Consider the following 12454-nt stretch of genomic DNA (forward strand, 5'->3'; position numbering starts at 1 on the left):
GAAACGGGCATTTTCACGGTAAAAATCATCAAAACGACTGTTTGAATAAAAATCTTCTGAATCGGTCATTTTTACCGAAATGAATTAATCGAATAAGGATCAATTCCCGACTATTAATTGACGGCGATCACAAAGTGAAACCACCGGAATTCTTTTAGCGTTATTCCCTATAAAGATGGTGCGCAAATATACGGTTAATTCATCAGGACAACAGGCTTGTCCTGCTGGTGCTTTAGATCATCAAGAGAGGTAAAAAAATGGAACGAAATAGACTGGCGCGGCAGATTATTGATACCTGCCTGGAAATGACCCGCCTGGGGTTAAATCAGGGCACGGCTGGCAACGTCAGCGTGCGCTATCAGGACGGGATATTGATAACGCCAACGGGGATCCCCTATGAAAAACTGACGGAGTCACACATCGTTTATATTGATGCCGACGGTCAGCATGAACAGGGCAAACTGCCTTCCAGCGAGTGGCGTTTCCATATGGCCGCCTACCAGACGCGCCCGGATGCGCAGGCGGTGGTGCATAACCATGCGGTGCACTGTACCGCCGTGTCTATTCTTAACCGCCCTATCCCGGCCATTCATTACATGATTGCCGCCGCAGGCGGTAATTCCATACCCTGCGCGCCATATGCCACATTTGGGACACGCGAGTTGTCCGACTATGTCGCCTTTGCCCTCAGGAACCGCAAAGCAACGCTGTTACAGCACCACGGCTTAATTGCCTGTGAAGCAAATCTGGAAAAAGCCCTGTGGCTGGCGCATGAAGTTGAAGTACTGGCACAACTGTACCTTTGCACGCTGGCAATAACGGATCCGGTCCCGGTACTGGATGACGATGCTATCGCCATTGTGCTGGAAAAATTCAAAACCTACGGACTGCGCATTGAAGAATGACATCGCATAGCAAACAGGAGAAATGCCATGGCGAAAAGAATGATTTTGAACGAAACGGCCTGGTTTGGCCGGGGCGCAACAGGGATGCTTTGCGATGAGGTAAAGCGTCGCGGCTATCAAAAAGCGCTGATTGTCACCGACAGGACGCTGATACAGTGTGGCGTGGTGGCGAAGGTCACGGATAAGCTGGACGAAGCGGGGTTGGCCTGGGAAATATACTCCGGCGTGCTTCCTAACCCGACAATCGGAATAGTACAGGAAGGGCTGGGTGTTTTTCAGAACAGCGGCGCAGATTACCTTATCGCTATCGGGGGCGGCTCGCCTCAGGATACCTGTAAGGCAATCGGTATTATCAGCAATAACCCGGCGTTTAAGGATGTTCGTAGCCTTGAAGGCCTGTCCCCAACCCGTAACCCCAGCGTACCCGTTCTGGCCATTCCCACTACAGCCGGAACAGCGGCTGAAGTGACCATTAACTACGTGATCACTGATGAAGAGAAGCGGCGTAAATTTGTTTGCGTCGATCCGCACGACATTCCGCAGGTCGCTTTTATCGATGCAGATATGATAGACGGTATGCCGCCAGTGCTGAAAGCAGCAACCGGCGTTGATGCGCTGACCCATGCGATTGAAGGGTATATCACCCGGGGCGCATGGGCCTTGACCGATGCGCTACACATCAAGGCGATTGAGATTATTGCCGGCGCACTGCGCGATTCAGTCAAGGGCGATCGAGATGCCGTCGAGGCGATGGCGCTGGGCCAGTATGTTGCCGGCATGGGCTTTTCCAATGTTGGCCTGGGGCTGGTTCACGGTATGGCGCACCCGCTGGGTGCTTTTTATGACACACCGCACGGCGTGGCGAATGCCATTTTGCTGCCTCATATCATGCGTTACAACGCTGACTTTACCGGCGATAAATTCCGCGATATTGCACGGGCGATGGGCGTGAAGGTTGAAGGACTGAGCCTTACGGACGCGCGCAATGCTGCCGTGGATGCCGTCTTCAGGCTTAATCACGATGTGGGCATCCCGCTCCATCTGCGTGAGGCTGGAGTACAAAAAGAAGATATCCCGATGCTGGCCCAGGCGGCATATGATGATGTCTGTACTGCTGGCAACCCACGGGAAGCGAGCCTGGCAGATATTAGCGAGCTGTACCATACCGCCTGGTAGTGCGACTGCGTTACCCGGTTTAGAGGCCCCTTCTGGGCCGGGTGACGCAGAGAGACAGCGCCATCAGTATTTAAACCGTGATTTCGCAGCTGACGACCGACGCCGACAGATCCTATCGGTAATGGCCATTGTTGGGCATGATTGCCCTCTTATTGTGGCGAAGTTGAAGGGTGAAACTATGGTATACGGCGAAAAACAGGCACAAAAAAACCACCTTTCGGTGGTTTCACGACACTGCTTATTGCTTTGATTATTCTGCTTTTTCCCATGGTAGCCGGAGTGGGACTTGAACCCACACAGCGCGAACGCCGAGGGATTTTAAATCCCTTGTGTCTACCGATTCCACCATCCGGCCAGGGAAGAAAGTGGAGGCGCGTTCCGGAGTCGAACCGGACTAGACGGATTTGCAATCCGCTACATAACCGCTTTGCTAACGCGCCGTAAAACTTTTTTACGCGACACCCGCTATTGCGCATGTCTTTAATCTGGAGCGGGAAACGAGACTCGAACTCGCGACCCCGACCTTGGCAAGGTCGTGCTCTACCAACTGAGCTATTCCCGCATGTCATCAAGTTAACTTCTAACCACTTGATTTCATTATCGTCCGGCTAGCTGTGCCGCCGTTCGATGCGTTGCATTCTACTGATATGACGGTATGAGTCAACGTTATTTTTTGCATCCCCGGATCGTTTGCTGAAAATAACGTCGAAACGATCACTGATCAAGCAAATCGCCGCGGGCAGCGTTTAAATATTGCAGCATAGACCACAGCGTCAGTACCGCAGCAACCCACAGCAGCCCAATCCCCGCCCACTCAACCCAGGCGTTTGGACGCCAGAGCATCCAGACCAGCGAGGCCATCTGCGCGGTGGTTTTCACTTTACCAATCCACGATACCGCGACGCTGCTGCGCTTACCCAGCTCCGCCATCCACTCACGCAGTGCAGAGATGATGATCTCACGACCAATCATGGTTGCTGCAGGCAGCGTTACCCACCACGTGTGGTAGTGCTCAGCCACCAGCACCATCGCGATAGCGACCATGACCTTATCGGCGACCGGGTCGAGGAAGGCACCGAAGCGGGTGCTTTGGTTCCAGCGGCGTGCCAGATAACCGTCAAACCAGTCCGTAACCGCAGCCACCAGGAAAATCAGTGCACAGGCAAAAGGGGCCCAGACGACTGGCAGGTAAAACGCCAGTACAAAGAACGGGATAAGCACAACGCGAAAAAGAGTGAGCAACGTAGGGATATTAAATTGCATAATGACGGTAACTGTTTGTTGTCAGTAAAATTTAGCTCTATGTTGCTACAGAGCCCTCAATGTTTCAACGAGTAGTAGATCTTTTCTGCCAGCGCTTGCGAAATACCCGGCACTTTTGCAATTTCCTCCATGCTGGCATTGAGTAATCCTTGCAATCCGCCCATATATTTAAGCAACATCTGCCTGCGTTTTGGCCCGACGCCTTCGATGGTCTCAAGCGTACTGGTGTTTTTTACCTTCGCCCGTTTTTTCCGGTGCCCGCTGATAGCATGATCGTGTGACTCATCGCGGATATGCTGGATAACATGCAGTGCCGGAGAATCCGGCGGCAGGCTGAAGCCCTCCCCTTCCGGTTCGAAGAAGAGCGTCTCCAGACCGGCTTTACGATCGGCCCCTTTTGCCACACCCAGCAGCAACGGAAGGTTTTTATCCCAGCTCACATCAAGTGAGTCAAAGACGGCTTTCGCCTGCCCGAGCTGCCCTTTCCCGCCGTCAATCAGTATCACATCCGGGATTTTGCTCTCTTCGATGGCTTTACCGTAGCGACGGCGCAGCACCTGGTTCATGGCTGCATAGTCATCACCCGGCGTGATCCCGGTGATGTTATAGCGACGATATTCCGCGCGCAGCGGGCCGTTAGCATCAAACACCACGCAGGAGGCCACGGTCTGCTCGCCCATCGTGTGGCTGATGTCGAAGCACTCCATCCGTTTAACCTCCGGCAGCTTCAGGAGCGTAGCCAGTGCCGTTAAACGCTGGTGGACCGTCGATTGCTGGGACAGTTTTGTGGTAAGCGCCGTCGCCGCGTTGGTCCGGGCAAGTTTCAGGTAACGCGCGCGGTCACCGCGCGGTTTGGTCTGCACGTTAACCCGACGACCAGCCAGTTCTGACAGCGAATCCGCCAGCAGCGTTTTATCATTGAGATTGAAATCAAGCAGGATCTCCGATGGCAGCGTACGCATCTGACTCCCCTGCAGATAGAACTGGCCGACGAAGGTTTCAACCACCTCACCCAGCTCCGTCCCCCCCGGCACTTTCGGGAAATAGCTGCGGCTCCCGAGCACTTTACCCTGACGAATAAACAGCACATGCACGCAGGCCATGCCGGCGTCAAAGGCAACGCCGATCACGTCGAGATCGTCACCGGTGTTCGAGACAAACTGTTTCTCAGTGACTCTGCGCACCGCCTGGATTTGGTCGCGGATCCGCGCGGCCTCTTCGAACTCCAGCGCTGCACTGGCTTTCTCCATCCGGGCAATCAGCTGCGTTAATACCTGATCGTCTTTCCCGGCTAAAAACAGGCGCACATACTCGACCTGCTGCGCATACTCGTCTTCACTCACCAGTCCGGCAACGCATGGCCCCAGACAGCGGCCAATCTGGTACTGCAGACACGGGCGCGAGCGATTGCGATAGACACTGTTTTCACACTGGCGAACAGGGAAGATTTTTTGCAGCAGCGCCAGCGTCTCACGTACGGCATAGCCGTTGGGAAACGGGCCGAAATATTCACCCTTGGCATGTTTTGCACCGCGGTGCATAGCAAGCCGGGGGTGCGTATCGCCACTCAGGAAGATGAACGGATAGGATTTATCATCGCGTAACAGCACGTTGTAGCGCGGCTGATAGAGCTTAATATAGTTATGCTCAAGCAGCAGCGCCTCCGTCTCGGTATGCGTGACGGTAACATCAATATTCTGTATGAGTGCGACCAGTGCTTCGGTCTTGCGGGAGGCAAGGTTACTGCGAAAATAGCTGGAGAGGCGCTTTTTGAGATCTTTCGCTTTCCCCACGTAGATAACCGTACCGCCAGCGTCATACATACGATAGACGCCAGGCTGGCTGGTTACGGTTTTCAGAAATGCTTTTGAATCGAACACATCACTCACTGACTTAACAACGTCTCCGCATTACATAAACCATGCCGGATGGCCAGATGAGTCAGTTCAACATCACCATGAATGTTCAGTTTGCTGAACATGCGATAACGATAGCTGTTCACCGTTTTCGGGCTAAGATTCAGCTGTTCCGAGATCTCATTTACCTTCTGACCTTTGGTGATCATCAGCATAATCTGCAATTCACGCTCGGACAAACTGGCAAACGGCGATTCCGTTTTCTCGGGTTCGATCTGACTCAGGGCCATCTGCTGAGCAATGTCGGAAGCAATGTAACGCTGTCCGGCAAACACGGAACGGATAGCATTGACAACTTCCTGCGGCGCGGCACCTTTACTCAGGTAACCGACAGCGCCCGCCTGCATCACTTTCGCGGGCAGCGGGTTTTCAGTATGCACGGTCAGCATGATGACTTTTGTATCAACAAAGGTACGCGCGATTTTGCGGGTTGCTTCAAGACCACCGATACCGGGCATGTTCATATCCATCAACACCACATCGGCCGAATTAGTGCGGCACCATTTTACGGCATCTTCGCCGCAACAAGCCTCACCAGCAACTTTAATACCTTTTATATCTTCAAGAATGCGTCGTATCCCTGCGCGCACCAGTTCGTGGTCATCAACAAGAAGGACGTTGATCAAAGGAAATGTCTCCAGAATAGGGATAACGCTACTGAGTGATAATTTGGTTTATATTAACGGTTTTCCTCACAAGATTAAAACGTTAAAAAATCGGCTATTCGATTTCGCTCTCGTTTTTGGAAATTAGGCTGTACAGAACGTGGAAAGAGAGCCCGCGCCACCAGGGCTTGTGCAGCTTTTTTTAAGCATCTGTATTCAAAAAGTTACAAAAACCTGTCGTCTGAGTCCGTAAAAAAACAGTTCTTAAATTTTTGTAACAATAATTAACGGCAAGCGAACCGGGTATAAACAATTCGTCGCTATTAACGCCGCACAGTTTAGCGGCACGCGTTGTTTACGCAAATAAACATCCTGTGTAAAAGTACGAAAAACAACCGCTGCATTTTTTGCTGCGCCTTGTGGTATACTCCGCCGCCTTGACTTTCATCGTCGCGCACGAGCGCCGTTTTATAATGAGGAAAATAAATGAGCACACCTGAATTTGCCACTGCGGAGAATAACCAGGAACTGGCACAGGAAGTAAACTGCCTGAAATCGCTGCTAACGCTGATGCTACAGGCGATGGGCCAGGCTGACGCCGGTCGTGTGATCATTAAAATGGAAAAACAAATCGCGCAGATGGAAGACCAGGCTGAATCCGCGGTATTTGCCAACACTGTTAAGCAAATTAAACAAGCCTACCGCCAGTAATAAAAAACGGCTGGATGCGGTGCATTCAGCCGTTGCCTCGTCTGACACGCAGAACGTACTCTCTACTCAAATAAGCCCGGTCGCCGCCGCGTAACACGCGATCTGCGTCTTGTTAGGCGCATTGAATTTTTTCTGCATATTCTTCTGATGAAAGTTAACCGTATTCTCTGAGATGGAGAGAATGATCGCAATTTCCGCCGACGTCTTCCCTTCCGCGGTCCATTTAAGAATTTCCCGTTCACGTTTGCTGAATTTCATCTCAGGCGGCATCACCATCTCATCTTCAAATCGAATCAACGATGTTAAGGCCACTTGCACCAGCAGTTGTAACCGCAGCTCTATTTCCTCGTGGTCTAGCGGGCTCTCCAGCATGCTAGTACGGGAAACCGACAGAAAACCGAGAGCATGATTCGGCAGCATCAGACACTGCGTTATTCCTGTACGTAAGCCGTGCTCCCGTGCGCTATGCCATAATTCCTCAGCATCCGCGAATAATTCGTCAGTCCAGGGTAAATGCCCCTGGATGAAATTCTCCGGTTTTAACACCGGGTCAATGGCGAAATAATTCTTCGACTGATATTGCGCCTGCCACTGTGGCGGATAAGTGGTATGCACAGAAATCTTAGGCCGCGTAAAAGGCACGGGATGGCGTACGCAGAGTGCGTAATAATCGAATTCTAGCGCCTGAGTTTGTCGCTGAAGTTCCTGATATACCTCGTCGGTACAGGTCAATTTCTGAAACCGGAGGGAGCATTCCCGTCGCCAGGTGAAAAAGTCTGAATCCTTCATACTTACTAAATGAAGCCTCTGAAATGATATTCATTATTATGGTGAATATAACCTAACACATAAAACTTATTTCTAACTACAAAATATCGGCAACAGCACAATTAACTTTACGTTTGATAAGGTTTATTGGGCCTGAGCGGAATAAAAAAACACGGTGTCGGGCGCAGGGGGAGAATAATTTGCCCCAGATGAATTTTCTGGAGCAAATTAGTGCAAAAATTCTACTGCATAAGGAATTTTTCAAGGAACTGACGGGTTCGCGGCTGCTGTGGGTTGGCAAATAAGTTTTTTGCCGGCCCCTGCTCCACGATCCTTCCCTGATCCATGAAAATGGCGCGGTCCGCCACATCACGAGCGAAGCTCATCTCGTGGGTAACGATAACCATTGTGCGTTTCTCCTGTGCCAGCTGGCGGATGGTGTTCAGCACCTCGCCCACCAGCTCAGGGTCGAGCGCAGAGGTCGGTTCATCAAAGAGGATCACATCCGGGCGCATCGCCAGCGCGCGGGCAATCGCCACACGCTGCTGCTGACCACCTGACAGGCGGCGCGGGTAGCTGGTTTCTTTACCGGCCAGCCCGACTTTTGCGAGCAACTCGCGCGCGCGAACCGTCGCGTCCTCTTTGGCTTCCCCTTTTACAATAACCGGGCCTTCAATGATGTTCTCCAGCACCGTCCGGTGTGGGAAGAGATTGAAGTTCTGGAAAACAAAGCCCACATGCTGGCGCAACTGGCGAATCAGACCTTTTTGCTGGCTGATGGATTTGCCGGTATCAATCGTAATATTCCCCACCCGAATCGTGCCTTCTTCAGGCTGTTCAAGCAGGTTGATGCTGCGCAGCAGCGTTGTTTTCCCGGAACCACTCGGGCCGATAATGGCGACCACTTCGCCCTGCTCTACCTCCAGATCAATCCCGTGGAGCACCGTTTGACCGTGGAATTTTTTCACCAGGTTTTTAACGTCGATAGCACTCATTTTGGATCACGCTCCTGGCGGTTAAGCTGGTTTTCGAAATAGTTTTGCAAGGCGGATAACACCGTCGCCATTACCCAGTAAATCAGCGAGGCCGCCAGATACATGGTGAACACTTCCAGGGTGCGCGAGGTAATAAGCTGCGCCTGACGGAACAGTTCCGGTACCTGAATGGTGGCCGCCAGCGACGTGTCTTTCACCAGGCTGATAAAGCTGTTGCTGAGTGGCGGAAGCGCCACACGCGCCGCCTGAGGCAGAATGGCTCTGCGCAGCGTTTGCCAGGGCGTCATGCCGATACTGGCCGCCGCTTCCCACTGCCCTTTATCAATGGACGAGATTGCCGCACGCAGCGTTTCAGAGGTGTATGCCGCCGTATTGAGCGACAAACCAATCATCGCCGCGGGGATCGGATCCAGCTCAATACCAAACTGCGGTAAACCGTAGTAGATCATAAAGAGCTGGGCGATAAGCGGCGTGCCGCGAAACACGGAGATATAAAAACGCGCCACCCAGCGTACTGGTAAGACGGGCGACATACGCATTAAGGCCAGCACAAACCCGAGTACCAGACCGAAGAACATCCCGCCAATACTGAGCTGTAACGTAAATACCGCACCTTTAAGCAGGTACGGCAGGGAATCAATAACCAGTTGAATACTTTCTTGCATTATTATTTTTCGACCTGATTTTAGACATGAGGATGGTAGGCAAACAGCGCAGGTGCCCCGCCGGTGTGAACAAACAAAATCGGCCCTTCATCCTTAAAGCGCTTCTGTTCAATGCCATCGATAAGACCGGCCATCGCTTTGCCCGTATACACGGGATCAAGCAGTATACCCTCGAGGCGCGCCAGCAATTTCACCGCGTCCATCCCCTCTTCATTAGGCGTGCCGTAGCCTGGTGCAAAATAGTCGTCCCAGAGCTGGATATCAGCCGTTGCCTTCAACGCCAGTTGCTCTGCCACCGCCTGTTGTAAGGTGACCACTTTCGGCTTCTGGTCCGCGATGCTACGCGATACCGTCACGCCAATAAGCTCGACGTCGGGTAATAATTGCTCCAGACCAACGGCCAGCCCTGCGTGGGTACCTGCACTGCCGGAAGCAACAACGACAGAAGAGAGGCTGACCGCCCCCTCGCATTGCTGGGCAATCTCCAGCGCACTTTCCACATACCCCAGCGCGCCCAGCGCATTCGAGCCGCCGACAGGAATAACGTAGGGACGAAAACCCTGTGCTTCCAGACGCGTCGCCAGTTCATCAAGTTGTGCGGTCGGGTCGGTTAATGCCTCGACCATTTCAACTTGTACGTTAAACAGATCCAGCAGCAGACGGTTGCCGTTAGTCAGATAGTTTTCTGCGTGCGTTCCAATTGGGTTTTCCAGCAATGCCACACAGTGGAGACCCAGCTTTGCGGCCACCGCGGCAGTCTGACGGACATGGTTAGACTGAATGGCACCTGCGGTAATGAGCGTATCCGCGCCTTCACGCAGGGCGTCAGCGGCCAGAAACTCCAGCTTACGCAGCTTATTGCCCCCCATCGCCATCGGCGTTACGTCATCGCGCTTGATAAAAATATCGCGTCCTAAATAGTCAGAAAATCGCGGCAGATACTCCAGCGGAGTCGGCGCGCCGATAAACTCCAGGCGGGGAAAGCGCGTTAAATTCTGTAGTGACATGGGTTCTCCGGTAACACTGACTCAATGTGATATTTTTCATTATGCACGCAGACGCGTAAGAAATAAAAAAGGCGCTTTTAAAAGCGCCTTTTTTTAACGTCAAAGACTTATTTCGTGACGTCTGCCCCGAACCACTTCTCAGAAAGGGCTTTCAGGCTGCCGTCTTTTTGCATGTCAGCAATCGCGGAGTCAATCGCTTTAACCAGGTCGTCGTTGCCTTTACGAACAGCTACACCGGATTCCTGACGAGAGAACGCATCACCGGCTACCGCCAGGGTATTGTTGGTTTTCTTCACCAGATCCAGCGCGGCCAGACGGTCAACCAGAATCGCATCAATACGACCTACACGGAGATCCTGGTATTTTGTCGGGTCATCATCGTAAGTGCGGATATCCACACCCTGAACGTTCTGGCGCAGCCACTCTTCATAGTTGGTCCCCAGACCGACACCGACTTTTTTGCCTTTCAGGTCAGCGGCCGTTTTGATGGTGCCTTCGTTACCTTTCTTCACCAGCGCCTGGATACCGGACACGGTGTACGGCGTGGAGAAGTCATACTTCTTCTTACGCTCGTCAGAAATGGTCACCTGGTTAATCACCACATCAATACGTTTGGAATCCAGCGACGCCAGCATACCGTCCCATTTGGTCGGTTTGATGGAGGCTTTCACGCCAAGGTGTTTCGCCAGTTCCTGTGCAAATTCCACTTCAAAACCGGTGAGTTTACCGTCATCGCCCTGGAAGCTGAACGGAGGATAGGTTCCTTCCAGCCCGACCAGCAGCGTACCGCGCTCTTTCACTTTATTCAGCAGATTTTCTGCGGCGAACGTTTTCACGCTCATACCCGCGACCAGCGCGACTGCCATTACACCCATCAGCGCCTGACGACCCAGAAGTGCTAATTTCATAAATACCCCGATATAGTGGAATTTTTGAGTAGTGTAGAGAAATCACCTGCAAGGTCAAAGGCGACTGCGCTACATCTTATTCTTTTTTAATATATATCAGAAGTTGTTCCAGCGTGGGCTTTCTGCTTTATGACACCCGGCATTTGTACCTTATATTGTGCATACTTGCGCAGCGCAATGCGGTAGTTGTTGGTGCTGGTCGCAGGCAACCACGGCTCAAGATTCTCATCCAGATAGCCGGTCTTCAGCAGATCGCGGGAGATGTTGTTCACGGTGAGATGTTGTCCGAGACGGCGCAGGCGGACGACATATTCGCGTACGGTTCCGTGGCTCATCTCCGTTTGTTCAAACAGGAATTGTTTGAAGCCGATAATGTCGAAGAAGTCGCTTTGCTCTTTGCAGTGGAGATCACCGCAGAAACGGCAAAGCGCCACCCACTCTTTTTGTTCTTCGAGCCATGCTGCTTCATCCATCAACGTGTCGAGACGTGAAATCGCGATTTTATTAACGATTTCGCCTCGGCGAACCAGCGTGATACGATCGAGTAACTTGTTACAGTGGGCGCAATGCGTCTGGCTGTGTTTAAAGTCTTTCAGGTAGCGGCTTAAAGGCCGTCTTTTAGATTGCTGCACCGTCATGATAACTCCTGGTTGTCAATACGTTGTGCGGCATTTTTCAGGTGAATCAATCACCTATAACTTACCCAGCTTTGTGCGTAAACGTTTAATGGCCTGGCTGTGCAACTGGCTCACCCGAGACTCCCCCACTTCCAGAACAGCGCCAATCTCTTTTAGATTAAGCTCTTCCTGATAATAGAGGGTCAACACCAGCTGTTCGCGCTCAGGTAAAGCCTCAATCGCTTCCATTACGCGCTGGCGTAAATTACCTTCCATTAAATGGTGTAACGGGTTTTCTTGCTGATGCTCATCCGTCACCAGCTCGATGCTATCGCCATGCTCTTCTCGCCACTCGTCATAAGAGAAGAGTTGGCTATTATTGGTATCGAGCAACATCTGACGATACTCTTCAACAGCAATGCCAAGACGATCCGCCACTTCAGTTTCCGTTGCGTTGCGTCCCAGTTCCTGTTCCAGCTGCCCCATCGCATGCGCCACTTCGCGTGCGTTGCGGCGAACACTGCGCGGCACCCAGTCACGGCTGCGCAGCTCATCCAGCATCGCACCACGAATACGCTGAACTGCGTAAGTCGTAAATGCCGTTCCTTGCAGAGCGTCGTATCGGTCAACTGCATTCAATAACCCGATACCGCCCGCCTGTAGCAGATCGTCGAGTTCCACGCTCGCCGGCAAGCGCACCTGGAGGCGCAATGCTTCGTGACGCACCAGCGGGACATAACGCTGCCACAGCGAGTGTTTATCCATTACACCTTCAGCGGTATAGAGTGAATTCACGATAAACAGCCCTGCGTTAGTTAAGTTATCGGCATGATTATCCGATTCTGCAGGGCGTTCAATTGGATGAAAAAGGGGGATAAAGTGAGGTTATTCTGAGGTTGCCCACAACCGGGGCAACTT

The 12454-nt window shown here is 52.2% G+C and carries 14 protein-coding genes and 3 tRNA genes; 4 read left to right on the plus strand and 13 right to left on the minus strand.

Going from position 1 to position 12454, the window contains the following annotated elements; translation table 11 throughout:
- Positions 1 to 257: 257 nt before the first annotated feature.
- Both fucA and fucO read left to right on the plus strand, forming a co-directional pair.
- On the plus strand, positions 258 to 905 hold the full coding sequence (fucA, locus tag HV242_RS13990) for an L-fuculose-phosphate aldolase (RefSeq protein ID WP_020883353.1): 648 nt from the start codon (positions 258 to 260) through the stop codon (positions 903 to 905).
- Positions 906 to 932: 27 nt separating this feature from the next.
- Positions 933 to 2081 (plus strand): lactaldehyde reductase, encoded by a 1149-nt coding sequence (fucO, locus tag HV242_RS13995; protein WP_050737001.1) that lies wholly within the window; start codon positions 933 to 935, stop codon positions 2079 to 2081.
- Between the two features lie 268 nt (positions 2082 to 2349).
- Here the strand turns inward: fucO and HV242_RS14000 are convergent.
- From HV242_RS14000 to uvrY, 6 genes are all read right to left on the minus strand, one after another.
- Positions 2350 to 2436: transfer RNA gene (locus tag HV242_RS14000), tRNA-Leu, on the minus strand.
- A gap of 11 nt (positions 2437 to 2447) precedes the next feature.
- Positions 2448 to 2521: transfer RNA gene (locus HV242_RS14005), tRNA-Cys, on the minus strand.
- 46 nt (positions 2522 to 2567) lie between these two features.
- Positions 2568 to 2643 (minus strand) — tRNA-Gly (locus HV242_RS14010).
- 152 nt (positions 2644 to 2795) lie between these two features.
- On the minus strand, positions 2796 to 3344 hold the full coding sequence (pgsA, locus tag HV242_RS14015; RefSeq protein WP_014170706.1) for a CDP-diacylglycerol--glycerol-3-phosphate 3-phosphatidyltransferase: 549 nt from the start codon (positions 3342 to 3344) through the stop codon (positions 2796 to 2798).
- A 56-nt stretch (positions 3345 to 3400) separates the two neighbouring features.
- Positions 3401 to 5233, minus strand: a complete 1833-nt coding sequence (gene uvrC, locus HV242_RS14020) for an excinuclease ABC subunit UvrC (RefSeq protein WP_044867345.1) — start codon at positions 5231 to 5233, stop codon at positions 3401 to 3403.
- The gene (uvrY, locus tag HV242_RS14025) at positions 5230 to 5886 is read right to left on the minus strand and encodes a UvrY/SirA/GacA family response regulator transcription factor (RefSeq protein WP_063858806.1); all 657 of its coding nucleotides are present in this window, start codon (positions 5884 to 5886) and stop codon (positions 5230 to 5232) included. Before uvrY ends, uvrC begins: the two co-directional genes overlap by 4 nt.
- A 398-nt stretch (positions 5887 to 6284) precedes the next feature.
- Here uvrY and HV242_RS24525 point away from each other — a divergent pair, with 398 nt between their 5' ends.
- Together HV242_RS24525 and HV242_RS14030 are read left to right on the plus strand one after the other, a co-directional pair.
- A complete protein-coding gene (locus HV242_RS24525; RefSeq protein ID WP_418251707.1) occupies positions 6285 to 6365 on the plus strand; it encodes a hypothetical protein in 81 nt (26 codons plus the stop codon).
- Positions 6352 to 6576 (plus strand): DUF2594 family protein, encoded by a 225-nt coding sequence (locus HV242_RS14030; RefSeq protein WP_003859644.1) that lies wholly within the window; start codon positions 6352 to 6354, stop codon positions 6574 to 6576. Before HV242_RS24525 ends, HV242_RS14030 begins: the two co-directional genes overlap by 14 nt.
- Positions 6577 to 6642: 66 nt before the next feature.
- On the opposite strand, the gene sdiA is transcribed toward HV242_RS14030, so the two are convergent.
- The 7 genes from sdiA to HV242_RS14065 form a co-directional block, all read right to left on the minus strand.
- Positions 6643 to 7365, minus strand: a complete 723-nt coding sequence (gene sdiA, locus HV242_RS14035) for a transcriptional regulator SdiA (protein WP_050737002.1) — start codon at positions 7363 to 7365, stop codon at positions 6643 to 6645.
- Between the two features lie 221 nt (positions 7366 to 7586).
- Positions 7587 to 8339: an L-cystine ABC transporter ATP-binding protein TcyN gene (tcyN, locus tag HV242_RS14040; RefSeq protein WP_044867346.1), complete on the minus strand. Its 753-nt coding sequence runs from the start codon at positions 8337 to 8339 to the stop codon at positions 7587 to 7589.
- Positions 8336 to 9004, minus strand: a complete 669-nt coding sequence (gene tcyL, locus HV242_RS14045) for a cystine ABC transporter permease (protein WP_014170710.1) — start codon at positions 9002 to 9004, stop codon at positions 8336 to 8338. The genes tcyN and tcyL overlap by 4 nt, the downstream gene beginning before the upstream one ends.
- Before the next feature lie 20 nt (positions 9005 to 9024).
- Positions 9025 to 10011: a D-cysteine desulfhydrase gene (dcyD, locus tag HV242_RS14050; RefSeq protein ID WP_050737003.1), complete on the minus strand. Its 987-nt coding sequence runs from the start codon at positions 10009 to 10011 to the stop codon at positions 9025 to 9027.
- 107 nt (positions 10012 to 10118) lie between these two features.
- Positions 10119 to 10919, minus strand: a complete 801-nt coding sequence (gene tcyJ, locus HV242_RS14055; protein WP_020883350.1) for a cystine ABC transporter substrate-binding protein — start codon at positions 10917 to 10919, stop codon at positions 10119 to 10121.
- Between the two features lie 86 nt (positions 10920 to 11005).
- On the minus strand, positions 11006 to 11557 hold the full coding sequence (gene fliZ, locus HV242_RS14060) for a flagella biosynthesis regulatory protein FliZ (protein WP_014170713.1): 552 nt from the start codon (positions 11555 to 11557) through the stop codon (positions 11006 to 11008).
- Positions 11558 to 11611: 54 nt separating this feature from the next.
- Positions 11612 to 12331 (minus strand): RNA polymerase sigma factor FliA, encoded by a 720-nt coding sequence (locus HV242_RS14065; protein WP_008500338.1) that lies wholly within the window; start codon positions 12329 to 12331, stop codon positions 11612 to 11614.
- Positions 12332 to 12454 lie beyond the last annotated feature (123 nt).

Origin of the sequence: Enterobacter sp. RHBSTW-00593, assembly GCF_013784105.1 — a bacterium.
GTDB lineage: Bacteria > Pseudomonadota > Gammaproteobacteria > Enterobacterales > Enterobacteriaceae > Enterobacter > Enterobacter ludwigii.

Excerpts from the sequence above, each read along its gene's own strand:
- fucO (WP_050737001.1), top strand. The coding sequence starts at position 933 with ATGGCGAAAAGAATGATTTTGAACGAAACGGCCTGGTTTGGCCGGGGC.
- tcyL (WP_014170710.1), bottom strand. The coding sequence starts at position 9,004 with ATGCAAGAAAGTATTCAACTGGTTATTGATTCCCTGCCGTACCTGCTT.
- dcyD (WP_050737003.1), bottom strand. The coding sequence starts at position 10,011 with ATGTCACTACAGAATTTAACGCGCTTTCCCCGCCTGGAGTTTATCGGC.
- sdiA (WP_050737002.1), bottom strand. The coding sequence starts at position 7,365 with ATGAAGGATTCAGACTTTTTCACCTGGCGACGGGAATGCTCCCTCCGG.
- tcyN (WP_044867346.1), bottom strand. The coding sequence starts at position 8,339 with ATGAGTGCTATCGACGTTAAAAACCTGGTGAAAAAATTCCACGGTCAA.
- fliZ (WP_014170713.1), bottom strand. The coding sequence starts at position 11,557 with ATGACGGTGCAGCAATCTAAAAGACGGCCTTTAAGCCGCTACCTGAAA.
- fucA (WP_020883353.1), top strand. The coding sequence starts at position 258 with ATGGAACGAAATAGACTGGCGCGGCAGATTATTGATACCTGCCTGGAA.
- pgsA (WP_014170706.1), bottom strand. The coding sequence starts at position 3,344 with ATGCAATTTAATATCCCTACGTTGCTCACTCTTTTTCGCGTTGTGCTT.
- HV242_RS14030 (WP_003859644.1), top strand. The coding sequence starts at position 6,352 with ATGAGCACACCTGAATTTGCCACTGCGGAGAATAACCAGGAACTGGCA.
- tcyJ (WP_020883350.1), bottom strand. The coding sequence starts at position 10,919 with ATGAAATTAGCACTTCTGGGTCGTCAGGCGCTGATGGGTGTAATGGCA.